We start from the raw sequence: 17,141 nt of genomic DNA on the forward strand, positions 1-17,141 counted from the left end.
TCGGGCGCAACGGGCGGCGCCGGGTGAAGCTGAGGCCGCGTTCTACCATGAGGCCCAGGGCAAAAAGCAAGCATCTTGAACAGGGTGTCGCAGCTTCGCGCCGACGGGCAGGCGGATCGGGGGCCGATCGAGTTCCCGTCAGGCAACCTTGGCCGCGTTGCGTGCCGCAAGCTTCTCTTCCTCGGTCCAGATCTTGCGCTCGCGTACCTGCTGGGTCTTGACCTGCTTGGCCGGCCCGCCCCCCAGCACCGGCGCGGGCGCGGTCGAGTGGCGCGCCACTTCGCAATGCCATTCGTGATCGTGATGAACCGTCAAGGCGCGACCGATTTCCCGCTCCACATCATGCAGCCAAGCGCGCTGCTCGGCGTCGCACAAAGTGATGGCAAAGCCGCTGCGTCCGGCGCGACCGGTGCGGCCGATGCGGTGGACATAGCTTTCCGGCAGGCTCGGCAGGTCGTGGTTGAACACATGCGTCACGGTGTCGACATCGATGCCGCGCGCCGCGATATCCGTCGCCACCAGCACCTGCACGGTCCCGGCTCGGAAGGCGTCCAGCGCGCGCTCCCGCTGGCCCTGCGACTTGTTGCCGTGCAGCGCTTCGGCCGTGATGCCTGCTTCCGTAATGAAAGCGCAGACTTCGTTGGCAATGTTCTTCTGCAGCGTGAAGACGACGGCCTGGCCGATCTCCTTCGTCTGCAGCAGCGCCAGCAGCGCCGCCTTCTTGTGGGCGGCGTCCATGAACATCACGGACTGCTCGATCCGGTCCACGGTGGTCGAGGGCGGGGCGATCTCGACCTTTGCCGGATCGCGCAGCAGGCTCTCGGCCAGCGCGGCGATGGATTTCGGCATGGTGGCCGAAAACAGCATGGTATGCCGATCCTTCGGCAGGGTCGCGACAATGCGTTCGATCGGCTTGGCGAAGCCCATGTCGAGCATCTGGTCGGCCTCGTCCAGCACCAGAGCTTCAAGTCCTGAAAGGTCGCAGAGGCCCTGTTCGATCAGATCCAGCAGGCGCCCTGGCGCCGCCACGATGATATCGACGCCCGTCTCAAGCGCATTGACCTGGTGGAACTGGCTGACGCCTCCGAAGATCGTCGTCACGCGCGGCTGCAGATGGCGGCCGAACGTCTCGAAGCCCACCGCAATCTGCGAAACCAGTTCGCGCGTCGGCGCGAGCACCAGGACGCGGGCACCGCCCTTGGGCGCCGGGCGGGGATTTGCTGCCAGGCGATGCAGCAGCGGCAGCGCGAAGGCCGCGGTCTTGCCGGTGCCCGTTTGAGCCATGCCGAGCATGTCACGGCCCTGCAACAGCATCGGGATCGATTGGGCCTGGATCGGAGTAGGGTTGGTATAGCCTTGCTCGGACAGTGCCTGTAGCAGGAGCGGCGCCAAAGCGAGATCGGCGAAGGTCATGGTCATGGTCACGCGGCGCCTCCAGCGCTGAACGAGGCTGCGCCTGGACGGGCTTAGCTTTTCGAGAGGGCGGACTGTTAGGGGCGATGTTGCACTGCGTCAACGCGGAAAACAGCGACCGCGGCGTTTTAGGGTCGGGTTTCCCTTCCCGCCGCGCTAGAGTGGATCGACAGGTTTTCGCCAACAATTGAACCTATGATGGCGAAGCGCGAACATGCGCCCGCCATCTCATCAAACCAAAAAGAAGGCATCGAACTCATTGGCCCGTGCGCGCGTCTATCTCGACTGGAACGCCACCACGCCGCTGCGCCCCGAGGCGCGTGTGGCAATGTCGGGGGCCTGGGATCTCGCTGGCAATCCATCTTCCGTCCATGCCGAGGGCAGGCAGGCGCGCCGGCTGGTCGAGGACGCCCGCCATGCGGTCGCGGCGGCGGTCGGGGCGGATTCGCGCAACGTCGTGTTCACCTCCGGCGGCACCGAGGCCAACGTGCTGGCGCTGACGCCGGGACCGTTCCGCAAGCCGGGCAGCCCGGTGGAGCGGCTGATCGTGTCGGCGATCGAGCACGCCTCGGTGCTGGCCGGCGGGCGGTTTGCGCCAGAAGCCATCGAGGTTCTGGGCGTTGGCCGGGACGGCGTGATTGACCCCGATGGACTGCGCGTGCTGCTGGCCGGCGGTCCGCCGACGCTGGTGTCGGTGATGCTGGCCAACAATGAAACCGGCGCGCTGCAGCCGGTCGCCGAGATCGCGGAACTGGTTCATCAGGCGGGTGGCTTGCTGCACGTCGATGCGGTGCAAGCGTTCGGTAAGATGTCAATCGATATCAAGCTGTTGCAAGCCGATCTTCTATCGGTTTCTGCACATAAGGTCGGAGGCCCCAAGGGTGTCGGCGCGCTGGTGCTGGCGGACGGCGTTGCGGGGCTGGACGCATTGCTGCGCGGCGGTGGCCAGGAATTGGGGCGTCGGGCCGGGACCGAGAACGTCCCCGGCATCGCCGGCTTCGGCGCTGCCGTAAAGGCCGCCATGGCTGGTATAAGTGAGATGGAGCGCTTAGCCGGACTACGTCAGCGGCTCGAGGACGGGCTGCGGCAGATTCGGGGCACGATGGTGTTCTCCGATTCGGTCCGGCGGCTCCCGAACACGACGCTGTTCGGCGTCGCCGGCCTGCGGGCGGAGACCGCCGTGATCGGCTTCGACCTTGAAGGTATCGCGGTGTCGTCCGGGTCTGCCTGTTCTTCGGGCAAGGTCCAGCCGTCGCACGTTCTGCAGGCGATGGGGTACGGTCCGGAGTACACCCAGGCCGCCGTGCGGCTCAGTCTGGGCTGGTCCAGCACCGAAAGCGACGTCGATCGTTGTCTGGAGGCTTGGCGAAAGCTATCCGGCACCCTACTTAGACAGAGCGACGAAACACAGCTCGAACGGTTCTAAGCAGGTGATTTCCTCTTGGGAACATCGTAAAGAAGCGTACAAGTTTTCTAATTGATCCACCGCGGTCCTTGAAACCGCGAGCGGAGGGTAAAATGGCTGCCGTACAAGAGACCGTCGATCGGGTTCGCCAGATCGATGTCGATCAATATCGCTATGGATTCGTCACGGACATCGAGTCCGACAAGGCCCCGAAAGGGCTGTCGGAAGAAATCGTCCGCTTCATCTCCGCCAAGAAGAACGAACCGGACTGGATGCTGCAGTGGCGGCTCGAGGCCTATCGGCGCTGGCTGACGATGGAAGAGCCGACCTGGGCGCGCGTCGGCTACCCGAAGATCGACTTCCAGGATCTCTATTACTATTCGGCGCCGAAGCCGAAGAAGACGATCGGCTCGCTGGACGAGATCGATCCGGATATCCTCGAGACCTACAAGAAACTCGGCATACCCCTGCGCGAAGTCGAGATGCTCGAAGGCGTGGTGCGCCCTGAAGGCGAGCGCCGCATCGCGGTCGATGCCGTGTTCGATTCGGTGTCCGTCGCCACCACCTTCCAGAAGGAGCTGAAGCAGGCCGGCGTGATCTTCATGCCGATCTCGGAAGCCATCCGTGAGCATCCCGAACTGGTGCGCAAGTATCTCGGCACCGTGGTGCCGACCTCCGACAACTACTATGCCACGCTGAACTCTGCGGTGTTCTCCGACGGCTCGTTCGTCTACGTGCCGCCGGGCGTGAAATGCCCGATGGAGCTTTCGACCTATTTCCGCATCAACGAGCGCAATACCGGCCAGTTCGAACGCACGCTTATCATCGCCGACAAGGGCGCTTACGTCAGCTACCTCGAAGGCTGCACCGCGCCGCAGCGCGACGAGAACCAGTTGCACGCCGCCGTGGTCGAGCTCGTCACCCATGACGATGCCGAGATCAAGTATTCGACGGTGCAGAACTGGTATCCCGGCAATGCCGAGGGCAAGGGCGGCATCTACAACTTCGTCACCAAGCGCGGCGACTGCCGCGGCGACCGTTCCAAGATTTCCTGGACCCAGGTCGAAACGGGATCCGCGATCACCTGGAAATATCCGAGCTGCATCCTGCGCGGCGACGATTCGCGCGGCGAGTTCTACTCGATTGCGATCTCGAACGGCCACCAGCAGGTCGATTCGGGCACCAAGATGATCCACCTCGGCAAGAACACAACGAGCCGCATCATCTCGAAGGGCATCGCCGCCGGCGTGTCGCAGAACACCTATCGCGGCCTCGTCACCGCGCACCGCAAGGCGACCAACGCGCGCAACTTTACCGCGTGTGACTCGCTGCTGATCGGCGACAAGTGCGGCGCGCATACCGTGCCGTACATCGAAGCGAAGAACTCCTCGGCGCTGTTCGAGCATGAAGCGACCACGTCCAAGATCTCGGAAGATGTGCTGTTCTACTGCGTGCAGCGCGGACTGTCGCAGGAAGAGGCCGTCGGTCTCGTGGTCAACGGCTTCGTGAAGGACGTGCTGCAACAACTCCCGATGGAATTCGCTGTGGAAGCGCAGAAGCTGATCTCGATCTCGCTGGAAGGAAGCGTGGGGTGACAACATGCGGAAGATACTTGGATTTGTTCTGGGTCTTCCGTTTGCAATCACGTTGTTCCTGGCGTTTTCAGGCGCGATCGTCGCACTCTTCGGTGGCGTCGTTGGTCTGGAAAACGCGAGGGTCCTAGGGGGAACGATCTGCGGGTTCGGAGCACTGGGTTTCTTTGTTCTGCTGCTGTCGCCCTACGGAGAACTATTCAGTCTGTTGGGCTCAACGAATTCCGCTAGCCCGCCCAAATCGAACGTGTATGCCGCAGCGCCGCCTGAAACTAGCGCGCCGGGCAAGAAGGATAGCTAACGATGACCGCATTGCTTCAAGTCAACAATCTGCAGGTTCGTGTCGAGGACAATGAAATCCTCCACGGCCTGACGCTCACCGTGAACCCCGGCGAAGTGCACGCCATCATGGGGCCGAACGGCTCCGGCAAGTCGACGCTCTCACACGTCATCGCCGGCAAGCCGGGATATGAAGTGACGGGCGGCGAGATCCTGTTCAAGGGTGAAGACCTGCTGGACATGGCGCCCGACGTGCGCGCCGCCAAGGGCGTGTTCCTGGCGTTCCAGTATCCGGTCGAAATTCCCGGCGTCACCACCATGAACTTCCTGCGCACCGCGCTCAATTCGCAGCGCAAGGCGCGCGGCGAAAGCGAATTCCTGGTGCCGGATTTTCTCAAGAAGGTCCGCGAAGTTGCGGCCTCGCTGAACATCCCGATGGACATGCTGAAGCGCGGCGTCAATGTCGGCTTCTCCGGCGGCGAGAAGAAGCGCAATGAAGTGCTGCAGATGGCGCTGTTCCAGCCGAGCCTGTGCATCCTCGACGAAATGGATTCCGGCCTCGACATCGACGCGCTGCGCGTCGCCGCCGACGGCGTCAACGCGCTGCGCTCGCCGGAGCGCGCAATGGTCGTGATCACGCATTACCAGCGCCTGCTGAACTACATCGTGCCGGACGTCGTCCACGTGATGTCGAAGGGCCGGGTTGTGAAGTCGGGCGGCAAGGAACTGGCGCTCGAGCTCGAAGCCACCGGTTACGCGCAGTATGAGGACGTGGCCGCTTAAGCAGCGCACGAACGGATTTTGTGATGAACGTAGCATTGGCAAAGACAGATACAGGCACGGCGCTAGGCGAGGCATTTGCCCTCGCGCGCCCGCGACTGCCCGGCGCAGGCAAGGTTGCCGACACCCGCCGTCAGGCCTTCGAGGCCTATGAGCGGATCGGCCTGCCGCACCGGCGGATCGAGGACTGGAAATACACCGATTTGCGCGTGCTGATGCGCGCCGTGCTGCCGCTGGCGGCGGCGCCGGATGCCGCCGCGCTGCTGCGCGCCACCGAAGCGCTGGAGCTGCATGCGATCGACGGCGTGCGCAAGCTGGTGCTGGTCGATGGCGTGTTTGCGCCAAAGCTTTCGGACATAGGCCGGCTCGATGCCGGTCTCAGCATCCTCACCCTGCGCGATGTCCTCGAGACCGACAACGCCGCGCTTCACGCGCAGCTGTTCGCGATGGATACAACCAATCCGATGATCGCGCTCAACAGCGCGATGATGACGGATGGTGTCGTGATTGCCGTGGCGGATGGCGCCCGGATCTCCCAACCGATCCATGTGATCCACATCGCCAGCGGCGGCGCGCCGTCCGCGATGTTCACGCGCTCGATGCTGTCGCTCGGCAAGGACGCTGCGGCGACCCTGGTGGAGAGCTACATCTGCGCCGAAGGCGCGGACATCTATCAGGTCCACGACTCGCTGGTGGTCCATATCGGCGACGGCGCACGGCTCGACCATGTCCGTCTCACCGAGGACAGCCGCGAGGCGTTCAATATCTCGTCGCAGGTCATCACGCTCGGCCACAAGGCACACTTCAACACCTTTGGCATGAATACCGGTACCATCGTCAGCCGTTACCAGGCGGTGATCGGCATCCATGGCGAGCACGCGCAGGTCGAGACCAACGGCGTCAACCTGCTGAACGGTCGCCAGCATGCCGACACCACGCTGGTCATGAATCACGTGGCGCCGAACTGCGCGAGCCGCGAAGTGTTTCGCGCGGTGCTCGACGACAGCACCCGTTCGGTGTTCCAGGGCCGCATCAACGTGCATCAGCCGGCGCAGAAAACCGACGCCAAGATGATGACGCGCGCGCTGCTGCTGTCCGACGAGGCCGAGGCTTACAACAAGCCGGAGCTGGAGATTTTTGCCGACGACGTGCAGTGCGGCCACGGCGCCACCACCGGCGCGCTCGACGACAGCCTGCTGTTCTATCTGCGCGCCCGCGGCATGACCGAGAAGCAGGCGCAGGCGCTGCTGATCCAGGCGTTCGTCGGCGAGGCCATCGAATCGATCGTCAACGACGATCTGCGTGAACTGGCGATATCGGCCGCCGAGCGCTGGCTGGCAGCAAGGGCATGAGCATGGATCTGCACCCCGCCGTCTCCAACGGTTCCTACGACGTCGATCTGGTCCGCGCGGATTTCCCGGCGCTGGCGATGAAGGTCTATGGCAAGCAACTGGTGTATCTCGACAACGCTGCCTCGGCGCAGAAGCCGAACGCCGTGCTCGATCGCATGATGCTGGCCTACAAGACCGAATACGCCAACGTGCACCGCGGCCTGCACTACCTCGCCAATGCGGCGACCGAAGGCTATGAAGGCGCGCGCACCAAGGTTCAGCACTTCCTCAACGCCGGCAGGCCCGAGGAGATCATCTTCACCAAAAACGCCACTGACGCGCTGAACCTCGTCGCGTCGTCGTGGGGCGGCGTCAACATCAAGGCCGGCGACGAGATCGTGCTCTCCATCATGGAGCATCATTCCAACATCGTGCCGTGGCACTTTTTGCGCGAGCGACACGGCGCCGTGATCAAGTGGGCGCCGGTCGATGACGAAGGCAACTTCCTGATCGACGAGTTCGAGAAGCTCTTGACCGACAAGACCAAGATCGTCGCGATCACGCAGATGTCGAACGCACTCGGCACCGTGGTGCCGGTCGCCGAAATCATCAAGATGGCGCATGCCCGCGGCATCCCGGTGCTGGTCGACGGCAGCCAGTCGGCCGTGCATATGACGATCGACGTGCAGGCGATGGATGCCGACTTCTTCGTCTTCACCGGCCACAAGCTGTACGGCCCGACCGGAATCGGCGTGCTGTACGCCAAATACGAGCATCTGGTCGCGATGCGGCCCTATGCCGGCGGCGGCGAGATGATCCGCGAAGTGGCGCAGGAATGGGTCACCTATGGCGATCCGCCGCACAAGTTCGAGGCCGGCACGCCGGCGATCGTCGAGGCGATCGGCCTGGGGGCTGCGATCGACTACGTCAATTCGATCGGCAAGGAGCGCATCGCTGCGCACGAGCACGATCTTCTGACCTACGCCGAAGGCCGGCTACGCGAGATCAACTCGCTGCGCATCCTTGGTTCGGCGAAGAACAAGGGCCCGGTGATCTCGTTTGCCATCGAAGGCGCGCATCCGCATGACATCGCCACGGTGATCGACCGCCAGGGCATCGCGGTGCGGGCAGGGACGCATTGCGTGATGCCGCTTATGGAGCGATTCAAGGTGACGGCGACATGCCGTGCCTCATTCGGGATGTACAATACCCGCGACGAGATCGACCACCTCACGCAGTCGCTGATCAAGGCCCAGGAGTTGTTTTCATGACCGACACCGCCGAAGCCAAAACTGTTGCTGCGGACACGGACATCAAGTCCAGCCAGATGCAGACCACCTCGGCGCTGTCGGCCGACGAGACCGAGCGTCTCGGCACCGAGATCGTCGCGGCCCTGAAGACGGTGTATGACCCGGAAATTCCGGCCGATATCTATGAGCTCGGCCTGATCTACAAGGTCGACATCAAGGACGATCGCAGCGTCGAAGTCGAGATGACGCTGACGACGCCGAACTGCCCGGCCGCGGAAGAACTGCCGATGACGGTCGAGAACGCCGTGGCCAGCGTGCCCGGCGTCGGTGTCGTCACCGTCAACATCGTCTGGGAACCGACCTGGACGCCGGACCGGATGACCGACGAGGCGCGCCTCGTTCTGAATATGTGGTGACGTTGCGTTTGCGTGAGACGGCAATGGCGGCCTTGAAGGGCCGTAAGGACTGAACACATGACCAACATGACCCCCACAACACCCAGTGCGAAGCCCAAGCCCCGTCCTCGCCCGCAGGTGATGCGGCTCACCGATGCCGCGGCGACCCGGATCCAGGAACTGACGAAACGCGCCGATTCCGAAATCGTCGGCCTGCGTGTCGGCATCAAGAATGGCGGCTGTGCCGGGCAGTCCTACACGGTGGAATACGCCCACGACATCCGCGCCACCGACGAAGTGGTCGAGGACAAGGGCGTCAAGATCCTGGTCGAGCCGAAGGCGGTGCTGTTCCTGCTCGGCACCGAGATGGACTACAAGTCCGACAAGATGCAGTCGCAGTTCATCTTCAACAATCCCAACCAGACCGGCGCCTGCGGCTGCGGCGAGTCGGTGCAACTGACGGCGGCCAAGCTGGATTGAGAAGCACTCTCCGTATGTCGTCCCGGACAAGTTCGCGAAGCGAACGCCGATTCGGCAACTGTAATTTGCCCATCACGCGCGGAAGGGCTGTTGTTCCCTGATGATGGCGTTGAGGGTGAGCAGCAGTTTTCTGGCTACGGCAATGAGAGCGACCTTGGCCGGCTTCCCGGCTTTTCGCAGCGCCTGGTAGGTCTGTGCGAAGCGCGATCTCGTCCGGGTGACAGACACTGCCGCCATGTAGAGTGCTTCGCGAACCCTGCGCCGGCCGCCGTGAATCCGCCGGGTACCGCGAAACTTGCCGCTGTCGGTGTTGAATGGCGCCAGTCCCGCCAAGGCCGCGATGGTCTTGGGCGAGCGTGAGCCAAGCTCGGGCATCAACGCCAGCAACGTGGCCGAGCACACCGGGCCGATGCCCGGCACCGACTGCATCAGGCGCCGGGCATTATGCAACGCCTGCTGCTGTGCGATCAGGGTGGCGATCTGCCGGTCGAAGTTCCGGACCTCCGCATCGAGCCAGGCGATGTGGGCCGAGAGGCTCGCGGCCAGATCCTTGGCGCCCTTGAGACGGGTGCGTTCCTGCTTGCGGAAGGCAACGAGCTGGTCGCGGCGCTTGTGCAACTCGGCCAACTGCTCGCGTGCTGGATCGGCCATGCCATCGGCGCCGGGGCGCAGGCACTGCGCCATGGCGGCCAGCATCCGCGCATCGATGGCGTCGGTCTTGGCGAGGAAGCCCGCGGCGCGGGCGAAATCGCGGGCGCGAGCCGGATTGACCCGGGCAAAGGCGATGCCGGCGGCGCCCAAGGCGTGGCGCAGTGCCTTGTCGTAACGGCCTGTGGCCTCGAACAGCACGAATACGTCGCTGCTGGACCACCCGGCGAGCAAGCCTTCGATCGCTTCCGGGCCGTTATCGACGCGGCGGACCGCGCCGACGCTGCCGTCGTACACATCAAGAAAATCCTTCGAGATATCGATTCCAACGAAGCCAGGATGTATCTTCATGGGGCCTGTCCCTGTGCTGCGAGGTCCGCCGCAGACGGCCTCGATCAACTGTTCAGGTGTGGGTATTAGCGAAGCGGGCGGGTGCCGAGCCGGATCACGGTCTTCTCGACCTGGGACCCAACGGCATACCGCCCGCACCCCATCATGACAGATCCTGACTACACAGGGACCCATACACTCCGAGCCTGTTGATCGCACAGGATTAGGCTACGACGCTTCACCGACCAGACAGACGCTATGGATCCCGGCTTGCGCTCGCAAGCTCGCTTGCCGGGACGACATTCGGGTTGATCGCTTCCTCGATCGCCAACGGCATCCTACACTTCCCTCATGGACCGCGATTTCCTCATCGAGCTGTTCGCCGGCTTCGGGCCGGTCGTGATACGCCGGATGTTCTCCGGCTACGGCGTGTCCGCTGACGACGTGAACTTCGCGCTTGTGTTGCGCGACGCCATCTATCTGCGTGCCGACGAGAACAGCATTCCGCGCTTCGAGGCGGAGGGCTGCGGGCCGTTCAGCTACGAAATGAAGGGCAAGGTGCGAACCATCGGCTCGTACTGGCAATTGCCGGAGCGATTGTACGACGAGCCTGATGAAGTCACCGAATGGGCGCGGACGGCCCACGTCGCCGCGGAGCGCGCGGCGCGGGTGAAGCGGAACAGGGTGCGCAAAGTGGCGGTTAAGGGGGATGTAGCGCGTCAATCTGGATGGGAAGCGCGACAATCAGGATGGCAATTTAGCGGTCGCGGCGTGGGGATGATTGTCGCGGCCTGACGATAACGCAAGCGATAATCGCGTGCTGTAGAGTTGATTGTCGTGGAGCGACAATCAGGATGACGCTTTGATTGTCGCGCGCGTTGGCGGTCGTCCGGCTCCACGAGCCTTGTCGAGAGCCTCTTTCCGGCGATAGCTGTCGACATTCATTTCGAGGATCGTGGCGTGATGGACGAGGCGGTCGATCGCCGCGAGGGTCATAGCTTGATCCGGGAAGATTTTTCCCCATTCACCGAATGGCTGATTGGCGGTGATCAGCATCGAGCGGCGTTCGTAGCGAGCGCTGATCAACTCGAACAGAACGCTGGTCTCCGCTTGATCCTTGGTCACATAGGCCAGATCGTCGAGGATCAGCAGGTGATATTTGTCGAGTTTGGCGATCGCCGCTTCAAGCGTGAGATCGCGGCGCGCGATCTGGAGCTTTTGCACGAGATCGGTGGTTCTGGTGAACAACACGCGCCAACCGTTTTCGATCAGGGCCATGCCGAGCGCCGCTGCCAGATGCGATTTGCCGCCGCCAGGGGGACCAAAACACAACAGATTGGCGCCCTTGTCGAGCCAGGCGTCACCGGCGGCGAGAGCCTGCACCTGCGCCTTTGAGATCATCGGCACTGCATCGAAGTCGAATGCAGCGAGGGTCTTGCCCGGCGGCAGGCGGGCTTCATCCAGATGACGTTCGAAGCGACGACGGTTTCGCTCCACCATCTCCTGTTCAGCCAGCGCGGCCAAAAAGCGTGCGGCGGGCCAGCCTTCCTTATCGGCGGTTTCCGCCAGGGCGGCCCAGATCAGCTTGATGCCGGGCAGACGCAGTTCGCTGAGCAGCAATTCGACACGGGCGGCGTCGATCTTGACGGTCGCGTTCATGCGGCTTCTCCCACAGCCGCGGCAATCTGGTCGTAGATAGCGAGCGAGGGCAGCGTGACGACGACGACCGGTAGTGCCATGCCCTTCGGTCGGAAGCGTTCGATCAGCGCCTTGAGATCCGGCAGGATGCCGTCGTCGAGCGTGGCTTGCAGCACGGCACCGAGCTCCGCCTCGCAGGCCCGTTCATGTGCGAGCGCCAGAAGCCCGACCATGGCACGGCAGGCTGGTCTTTCGCCAATGCCGGCGAGCAAGGCGTCGAACGCACGAGCGTAAACGCGGCGGGGGAACAACTGGTCGCGATAGACCAGATTGAGCAGCGCCATCGGTTTGCGGCGCAGCGAATGGATGACGTGACGATAGTCGATGACGTGGCCGTGTTTGCCGTTGGGCTGGGTTCGCCCGCGTCGCAAGGTGATGATGTGCGTGGCGCCCTGGAAGCATTCGAGCCGGTCGTCATAAAGACGTACGCGCAGCCGGTGACCGATCAGGCGGGATGGGACCGAGTAAAACACCTTGCGCAACGTGAAGGCGCTGGAGGTCGTGACGTCGACGTTGACCTCCTCATAATCGGCGGTCTTGCGCACCGGCAGTTTCTTCAGCGCCGTCCGCTCCTGATCGATACGCTTGGCATTGCGCGCGTTGCCGCGGCCAACGATCTCGTCGACAAAACCCCGCCAGGCCGCAAGATCGTCGAAGTCGCGTGAGGCACGCAGCAGCAGGGCATCGGCCAGCGCTCTCTTGAGATGGCCATGCGCACTTTCGATCGAGCCGTTCTCATGCGATACGCCGGGATTGTTGCGGGTCGGCGTCATGCCGTAATGGCCGCAGAACGCCTCATAGCGCGTCGTCAAATCCTCCTTGGCATCGGCTCCGAGATTGCGGAACGCGGCCGACAGGCTGTCGCTGCGGTGCTGCTCCGGAACCCCGCCCAGCGACCACAGCGCGTTCTGCAAGCCTTCCGCCAGCGCGACAAAGCTTTCGCCACCGAGCACGACGTGGGCGTGTTCGAAGCCGGAGAAAGGCAGCCGGAAGTGATAGAGCCGGCAGTCCAGCAACTGGCCCGCAATGGTGACGCCGAGATCGGCGACCTCGGTGAAGTCCGACAACCCCATGCGACCCGGCGGATGTTCCTGACGGAAGATCACCTCCCGATCCGGCCCGTTCACCGCCCGCCATGCCCGAATGCGCCGCTCGAGCGTCCGCCGCGTTCCAGAACCCAGCTCCGGATGTCGGCGGCATAGTTCCTCGAACACGGCGATCGGCCGTAAGCCTGGGGCGGCGTTCAGCATCGGGAGGATGTCGTTCTCCCAAAGATCGGCAAATGGATCAGCGCGGCGGCGTTCGCGGGGCGACTTCTTCTGGGTGGGAAGTCGGGGATCCTTTTCGAACCGGTAGGCGGCGGAGGTGCTGAAACCAGCCTTTGCAGCGGCGACGGCTGGCGAATGGTTGCGACGCAAGCTCATGAAAAGCCTCATTTGTTGATCGGTGACATGCCGGCCGGCCAAAGAATTGGTCCTCTCAAAGGAGAAACCCGATCTTTGACCAGCCGCCGTTACCGCCAAATGAGGCCCGTTCGGGCGACACGCCGCTGCTGGGCTGCCTCCGGTCGGGCTACGCCCTCCCTTCGTCAACCCAGCAGCGGCGCATTCTCATCCTGATTGTCGCGGGATTCTCATCCTGATTGTCGCGCTACAGGGGGAGGTTGCGAAGAAGGCCAAGAAGGCGAAGACGCGCAAATCCTCGAGTTAGATCGAGGGCTCAGCGCCTAAGCCACCTGCACCTGTATCTCCGCCGAATATTCCGGATCGACTTCACAGATCACGCGATTGCGGCCGTTGCGTTTGGCGGCGTAGAGGCAGGCGTCGGCGCGCCCGATCAGGCAGTCCATTTCATCGCCTTCCCGAAGCAGCGAGACGCCGATCGAGATGGTGACGCGACCAAGGATTTCGCCGGTCGATTTTTTCTTCAGTTCCTTCGACATCACCGCGCGGCGAATATGGTCGGCCACGGTCAGGGCCTGGCGCAGCGATGTATTGGGCAGCACGACGGCGAATTCCTCGCCGCCATAGCGCGCCGTTATATCGGCGCCCTTGATGGTCTGCTTCAGCGACTGGCCGACCAGGCGCAGCACCTGGTCGCCGGTGAGGTGGCCGTAATTGTCGTTGAAGGATTTGAAATGGTCGATGTCGAGCATCAGGAGCGACAGCGGCTCCTTCTGCTGATGCGAGATCGCAATCATGGAAGACAGGGCGCGGTCGATATATTTGCGGTTGCCAAGGCCCGTGAGCGGATCGTTCAGGGTCTCGGCCCGGATCGCTTCCAGGTTCTTCTGCAGGTTCGAGACTTCGCTCTTGGAGGAGTTGAGCCGCTCTTCCAGCGCCTTGTTGGCGTCGCGGGTCTCGCGCGTGGACTTCACCAGGCCCTCGATCACCGCCTTCAACTGGTCCCGGTCCTTGGCCAGGGACACCGTTTCGCTGGCCCCCTGCAGCGTCGCGCCAAAGCTTTCGGTCAGGCCAAGGGCGTCGTTGATCAGCGCCATGACGTCATCGATTTCGCTGATAACGCGGGCGCCGACGTGATCGATGCGGTCGGTGCTGCGGAGCTGCGATAAATAGGTGTCGTGAATCTGGTCGAGATCGACCTCGGTCAGGCAGCCGTTGCGTGCCAGCGTCTCGTTGATCACGCGGTTCAGCGACGAATTGTAGCCCGTCGCATAGACGTACCAGATCTCGTAATTGCGCGGGATCGCCAATTGACGGAGCGACTTGATCTGGCCGAGCGCGATGTCGGCGAAACCGAGGGTCCGTTCCTGATCATCCGTTATAGCGGTCACGTTCTGTGCCCCCGTCGCCTATCGGCGACATTGCCGAAATGTACAAATGCGCTTTAATTAAAATACGCATTCAGAGTAGGCGACGGGGATGAAGGACCGGTAAACGAGGGTGCAACTCTACTTAGACGCGAGCCCGGACGGGGCGCAGCAGGAAGGCCGGGAGATGCGAGTGATCGGCCGGTTCAGCCGCCTCCTCTCGACGCGAACGCGGCGCCTCGGCACGGCCGATGGAAGGAGTACGCGACGGCGCCGGTGGCACTGGAGCGGTAAAAGAAGGTTCCGCAATCCTTGATTGCACCGCGGCGGCGGGGCGGATCTCGCGTTCGCCGGCCTCCGACCGGCGCGGTTCGCGCTCGCGGCGCGGCTTGCGCTCGCCCGACGGTTCGCGCTTCGCAGCGGCTTCCCGGTTGCCCGAACCTTCGCGCTTGCCGCCACGGGCGTGGTCGCGGCCCCGGCCGGCGCTGCGCGGCTGCTCGGCATTGGCTTCGCGGTTGCCGGTGCGCTGGCGAGCGGGACGGGCCGGCTCGGCGGATGAGGCTTCGCTGGCGATCGGACCGTCGACGGGCTCATTGATGCTGACGCCGCTCTCGGCCTTCGGGATCGGCTGGCCGATCAGTTTCTCGATCGCGGCCATCGACTTGACGTCGGAAGGGGCGACCAGCGAGATCGCAGTGCCCAAGCGTCCGGCGCGGCCGGTGCGGCCGATGCGATGGACGTAATCATCGGGATGATGCGGGACGTCGAAATTGAAGACGTGGCTGACGGCGGGAATGTCGAGGCCGCGGGCGGCGACGTCGGAGGCCACCAGGATCGGCAGCTCGCCCTTGCGGAACTGGTCGAGGGCTGCGGTGCGGGCCGATTGCTCCATGTCGCCATGCAGCGCGCCGACGCTGAAACCATGCTTCTCGAGCGACTTGGCGAGCAGCGCCACTTCACGCTTGCGGTTGCAGAAGATGATCGCATTGTTGAGGTCGGTGGCGTCGCGCATCAGGGCGCGCAGCGCTTCGCGCTTCTCGTGCGGCTCGCGGCCAACAGCGACCTGTGACTGGGTCACGGTGATCGCGGTGGAGGCCGGCTTGGAGACCTCGATCTTCACCGGGTTGTGCAGGAAGGTTTCGGTGATGCGGCGGATTTCGGTCGGCATCGTCGCGGTGAAGAATAGCGTCTGGCGGGTGAACGGCACCAGCTTGCAGATCCGCTCGATGTCCGGGATGAAGCCCATGTCGAGCATGCGGTCGGCTTCGTCGATCACCAGCAATTCGACGCCGGTCAGCAGCAGGCCGCCGCGTTCGGTGTGGTCGAGCAGCCGGCCAGGGGTGGCGATCAGCACGTCGACGCCGCGGGTCAGCTTGGTGTCCTGGTCGCCGAACGAGACGCCGCCGATCAGGAGCGCGACATTGAGCTTCTGGCCAACGCCGTATTTGTCGAACTGCTCCTTGACCTGGGCCGCGAGCTCGCGGGTCGGTTCGAGGATGAGGGTGCGTGGCATCCGGGCGCGGGCGCGGCCCTTTTCCAGCATGGTCATCATGGGAAGGACGAAGGCCGCGGTCTTGCCGGTGCCGGTCTGGGCGATGCCGAGCACGTCTTTGCGTGCGAGCACATGGGGGATCGCCTGTTCCTGGATCGGGGTGGGCGTGGTGTAGCCGGTGGCCGCGACGGCGGCGAGAACCTTGTCGGACAGGCCGAGATGGGAAAAGGACATTGAGCCTCTGTTATGGGGGCATGATCTCTGCCGAAAACCGGAAAGACCTCTTTTCGGGACCATGCCTCTGGAAGAAACCGCCGCTTGGATTCACGGAAAACACTGTCGCGCTTTACCCCGGAGCGGCACGCTAAAATGCACGGGGAATCAAAGGGCGCAGACAGGCGGCTTACTCGAGGTATCGCGTTTCGATACCGGGCCGCGTCGCAGCGGAAGATAGGCGGGAATGGGCCAAAGTCAATGCGGGAAACGCCATCCGGGGCGAAAATGGCGGCGTTTCAGGGGAAGTGACGGCTGTTCGGCACGTCCCGCGCTGTCGGCGGGCGATCAGCGCCTTGAATATTGCGGGATGCTGTGTGCGAAGTCGTCGAAGCAGGCCAGCCGCTGGTCCTGCTCGGTATAGTACCGGCAGGCCGCGACGTCCCTCGATGTGGGCTTGGTCTTCGACAAGGGCGCAATCACGGCGTCGTAGCAATCCAGCCGCGCTTTGGTCCCGTCCGGAATCGACAGGCATTTGATCAGGCCGTCATTGATCGAAGCGATCGGGGCGCCCCGTGGCGTCGGCTGCTGTGCGGCGGCGGTTGACGCGCAAAACAGGGCGGCGAGGGCGATGGTCTTGTGCATGGAAAGTCACTTCGGTTTTGAGATGCCGATGGCTCTGCGGAATCGCTTGCGTGATGGGGGCATCAGGGCCCGAAGGTGCCCAGCCGTCGACCGAGATCCTGCATCACGAAGGCGTTCATGCGTAGCATCACCATCGTGCCGTTCGGTGACTTGCCATCGATCTCATAGGTTGCCGCATCGACCTGGCGGATGCCGTCAATCTGGCTGATCTCCGTGATGGAGGGTGCTTTCGGCGCTGGCGCAGCGGCGTTGACCGGAGCCGGCTTGCGCATCGCGGGCGGGGCGGCACGGACAGCCGGGGCTTGCGACGGAGACGGCGCGGCATCCTGCGCCAGGCCGGCGGAGGCCGGAATCAGCAGCGCGGCTGTCAGCAAGATGAGTTTCAAAGTCGTCTCCTCGGTGGTGGCAACGTGCCGGCTG

The 17,141-nt window shown here is 63.5% G+C and carries 16 protein-coding genes; 8 read left to right on the forward strand and 8 right to left on the reverse strand.

Annotation, left to right across the window (positions count from 1 at the left end; all coding sequences use genetic code 11):
• Positions 1–138 precede the first annotated feature (138 nt).
• A complete protein-coding gene (locus tag FNL56_RS15445) occupies positions 139–1,419 on the reverse strand; it encodes a DEAD/DEAH box helicase (RefSeq protein ID WP_143576183.1) in 1,281 nt (426 codons plus the stop codon).
• Positions 1,420–1,627: 208 nt separating this feature from the next.
• Between FNL56_RS15445 and FNL56_RS15450 the strand changes: the two genes are divergently transcribed.
• From FNL56_RS15450 to FNL56_RS15480, 7 genes are all read left to right on the forward strand, one after another.
• A complete protein-coding gene (locus tag FNL56_RS15450) occupies positions 1,628–2,839 on the forward strand; it encodes a cysteine desulfurase family protein (protein WP_143573759.1) in 1,212 nt (403 codons plus the stop codon).
• Between the two features lie 92 nt (positions 2,840–2,931).
• Positions 2,932–4,413 (forward strand): Fe-S cluster assembly protein SufB, encoded by a 1,482-nt coding sequence (gene sufB, locus FNL56_RS15455; RefSeq protein WP_143573760.1) that lies wholly within the window; start codon positions 2,932–2,934, stop codon positions 4,411–4,413.
• A gap of 300 nt (positions 4,414–4,713) precedes the next feature.
• Entirely contained in the window at positions 4,714–5,472 is a 759-nt protein-coding gene (gene sufC / locus FNL56_RS15460) for a Fe-S cluster assembly ATPase SufC (protein WP_143573764.1), read from the forward strand.
• Between the two features lie 23 nt (positions 5,473–5,495).
• Positions 5,496–6,821: a Fe-S cluster assembly protein SufD gene (gene sufD, locus FNL56_RS15465; protein ID WP_143573766.1), complete on the forward strand. Its 1,326-nt coding sequence runs from the start codon at positions 5,496–5,498 to the stop codon at positions 6,819–6,821.
• 2 nt (positions 6,822–6,823) lie between these two features.
• A complete protein-coding gene (locus tag FNL56_RS15470; RefSeq protein ID WP_143573768.1) occupies positions 6,824–8,071 on the forward strand; it encodes a cysteine desulfurase in 1,248 nt (415 codons plus the stop codon).
• On the forward strand, positions 8,068–8,466 hold the full coding sequence (locus FNL56_RS15475; RefSeq protein WP_143577972.1) for an SUF system Fe-S cluster assembly protein: 399 nt from the start codon (positions 8,068–8,070) through the stop codon (positions 8,464–8,466). Before FNL56_RS15470 ends, FNL56_RS15475 begins: the two co-directional genes overlap by 4 nt.
• A gap of 57 nt (positions 8,467–8,523) precedes the next feature.
• Entirely contained in the window at positions 8,524–8,925 is a 402-nt protein-coding gene (locus FNL56_RS15480) for a HesB/IscA family protein (protein WP_441351230.1), read from the forward strand.
• A gap of 72 nt (positions 8,926–8,997) precedes the next feature.
• Here the strand turns inward: FNL56_RS15480 and FNL56_RS15485 are convergent, their stop codons facing one another.
• Positions 8,998–9,924 carry an IS110 family transposase gene (locus FNL56_RS15485; RefSeq protein ID WP_143582549.1) on the reverse strand — a complete coding sequence of 309 codons (927 nt, stop codon included), beginning with the start codon at positions 9,922–9,924 and terminating at the stop codon, positions 8,998–9,000.
• Between the two features lie 330 nt (positions 9,925–10,254).
• On the opposite strand from FNL56_RS15485, the gene FNL56_RS15490 reads away from it, so the two are divergent.
• Positions 10,255–10,698, forward strand: a complete 444-nt coding sequence (locus tag FNL56_RS15490; protein ID WP_143582124.1) for a TfoX/Sxy family protein — start codon at positions 10,255–10,257, stop codon at positions 10,696–10,698.
• Positions 10,699–10,752: 54 nt separating this feature from the next.
• Here the strand turns inward: FNL56_RS15490 and istB are convergent, their stop codons facing one another.
• From istB to FNL56_RS15520, 6 genes are all read right to left on the reverse strand, one after another.
• A complete protein-coding gene (gene istB / locus FNL56_RS15495) occupies positions 10,753–11,562 on the reverse strand; it encodes an IS21-like element helper ATPase IstB (RefSeq protein WP_143581761.1) in 810 nt (269 codons plus the stop codon).
• Positions 11,559–13,067, reverse strand: coding sequence for an IS21 family transposase (istA, locus tag FNL56_RS15500; protein WP_143582125.1), 1,509 nt, complete (start codon positions 13,065–13,067; stop codon positions 11,559–11,561). Before istA ends, istB begins: the two co-directional genes overlap by 4 nt.
• Positions 13,068–13,327: 260 nt before the next feature.
• Entirely contained in the window at positions 13,328–14,395 is a 1,068-nt protein-coding gene (locus tag FNL56_RS15505) for a GGDEF domain-containing protein (RefSeq protein ID WP_143582126.1), read from the reverse strand.
• A 121-nt stretch (positions 14,396–14,516) separates the two neighbouring features.
• Complete coding sequence (locus FNL56_RS15510) at positions 14,517–16,097, reverse strand: DEAD/DEAH box helicase (protein ID WP_143579022.1); 1,581 nt, start codon at positions 16,095–16,097, stop codon at positions 14,517–14,519.
• A gap of 327 nt (positions 16,098–16,424) precedes the next feature.
• Entirely contained in the window at positions 16,425–16,721 is a 297-nt protein-coding gene (locus FNL56_RS15515; RefSeq protein WP_143582127.1) for a hypothetical protein, read from the reverse strand.
• A 62-nt stretch (positions 16,722–16,783) separates the two neighbouring features.
• Entirely contained in the window at positions 16,784–17,107 is a 324-nt protein-coding gene (locus FNL56_RS15520; RefSeq protein WP_143573779.1) for a hypothetical protein, read from the reverse strand.
• Positions 17,108–17,141: the final 34 nt, after the last annotated feature.

It is taken from the genome of Tardiphaga sp. vice304 (assembly GCF_007018905.1).
Classification (GTDB): Bacteria; Pseudomonadota; Alphaproteobacteria; order Rhizobiales; family Xanthobacteraceae; genus Tardiphaga.

Excerpts from the sequence above, each read along its gene's own strand:
- FNL56_RS15445 (WP_143576183.1), bottom strand. The coding sequence starts at position 1,419 with ATGACCATGACCTTCGCCGATCTCGCTTTGGCGCCGCTCCTGCTACAG.
- FNL56_RS15450 (WP_143573759.1), top strand. The coding sequence starts at position 1,628 with ATGCGCCCGCCATCTCATCAAACCAAAAAGAAGGCATCGAACTCATTG.
- sufB (WP_143573760.1), top strand. The coding sequence starts at position 2,932 with ATGGCTGCCGTACAAGAGACCGTCGATCGGGTTCGCCAGATCGATGTC.
- sufC (WP_143573764.1), top strand. The coding sequence starts at position 4,714 with ATGACCGCATTGCTTCAAGTCAACAATCTGCAGGTTCGTGTCGAGGAC.
- sufD (WP_143573766.1), top strand. The coding sequence starts at position 5,496 with ATGAACGTAGCATTGGCAAAGACAGATACAGGCACGGCGCTAGGCGAG.
- FNL56_RS15470 (WP_143573768.1), top strand. The coding sequence starts at position 6,824 with ATGGATCTGCACCCCGCCGTCTCCAACGGTTCCTACGACGTCGATCTG.
- FNL56_RS15475 (WP_143577972.1), top strand. The coding sequence starts at position 8,068 with ATGACCGACACCGCCGAAGCCAAAACTGTTGCTGCGGACACGGACATC.
- FNL56_RS15480 (WP_441351230.1), top strand. The coding sequence starts at position 8,524 with ATGACCAACATGACCCCCACAACACCCAGTGCGAAGCCCAAGCCCCGT.
- FNL56_RS15485 (WP_143582549.1), bottom strand. The coding sequence starts at position 9,924 with ATGAAGATACATCCTGGCTTCGTTGGAATCGATATCTCGAAGGATTTT.
- FNL56_RS15490 (WP_143582124.1), top strand. The coding sequence starts at position 10,255 with ATGGACCGCGATTTCCTCATCGAGCTGTTCGCCGGCTTCGGGCCGGTC.
- istB (WP_143581761.1), bottom strand. The coding sequence starts at position 11,562 with ATGAACGCGACCGTCAAGATCGACGCCGCCCGTGTCGAATTGCTGCTC.
- FNL56_RS15510 (WP_143579022.1), bottom strand. The coding sequence starts at position 16,097 with ATGTCCTTTTCCCATCTCGGCCTGTCCGACAAGGTTCTCGCCGCCGTC.
- FNL56_RS15515 (WP_143582127.1), bottom strand. The coding sequence starts at position 16,721 with ATGCACAAGACCATCGCCCTCGCCGCCCTGTTTTGCGCGTCAACCGCC.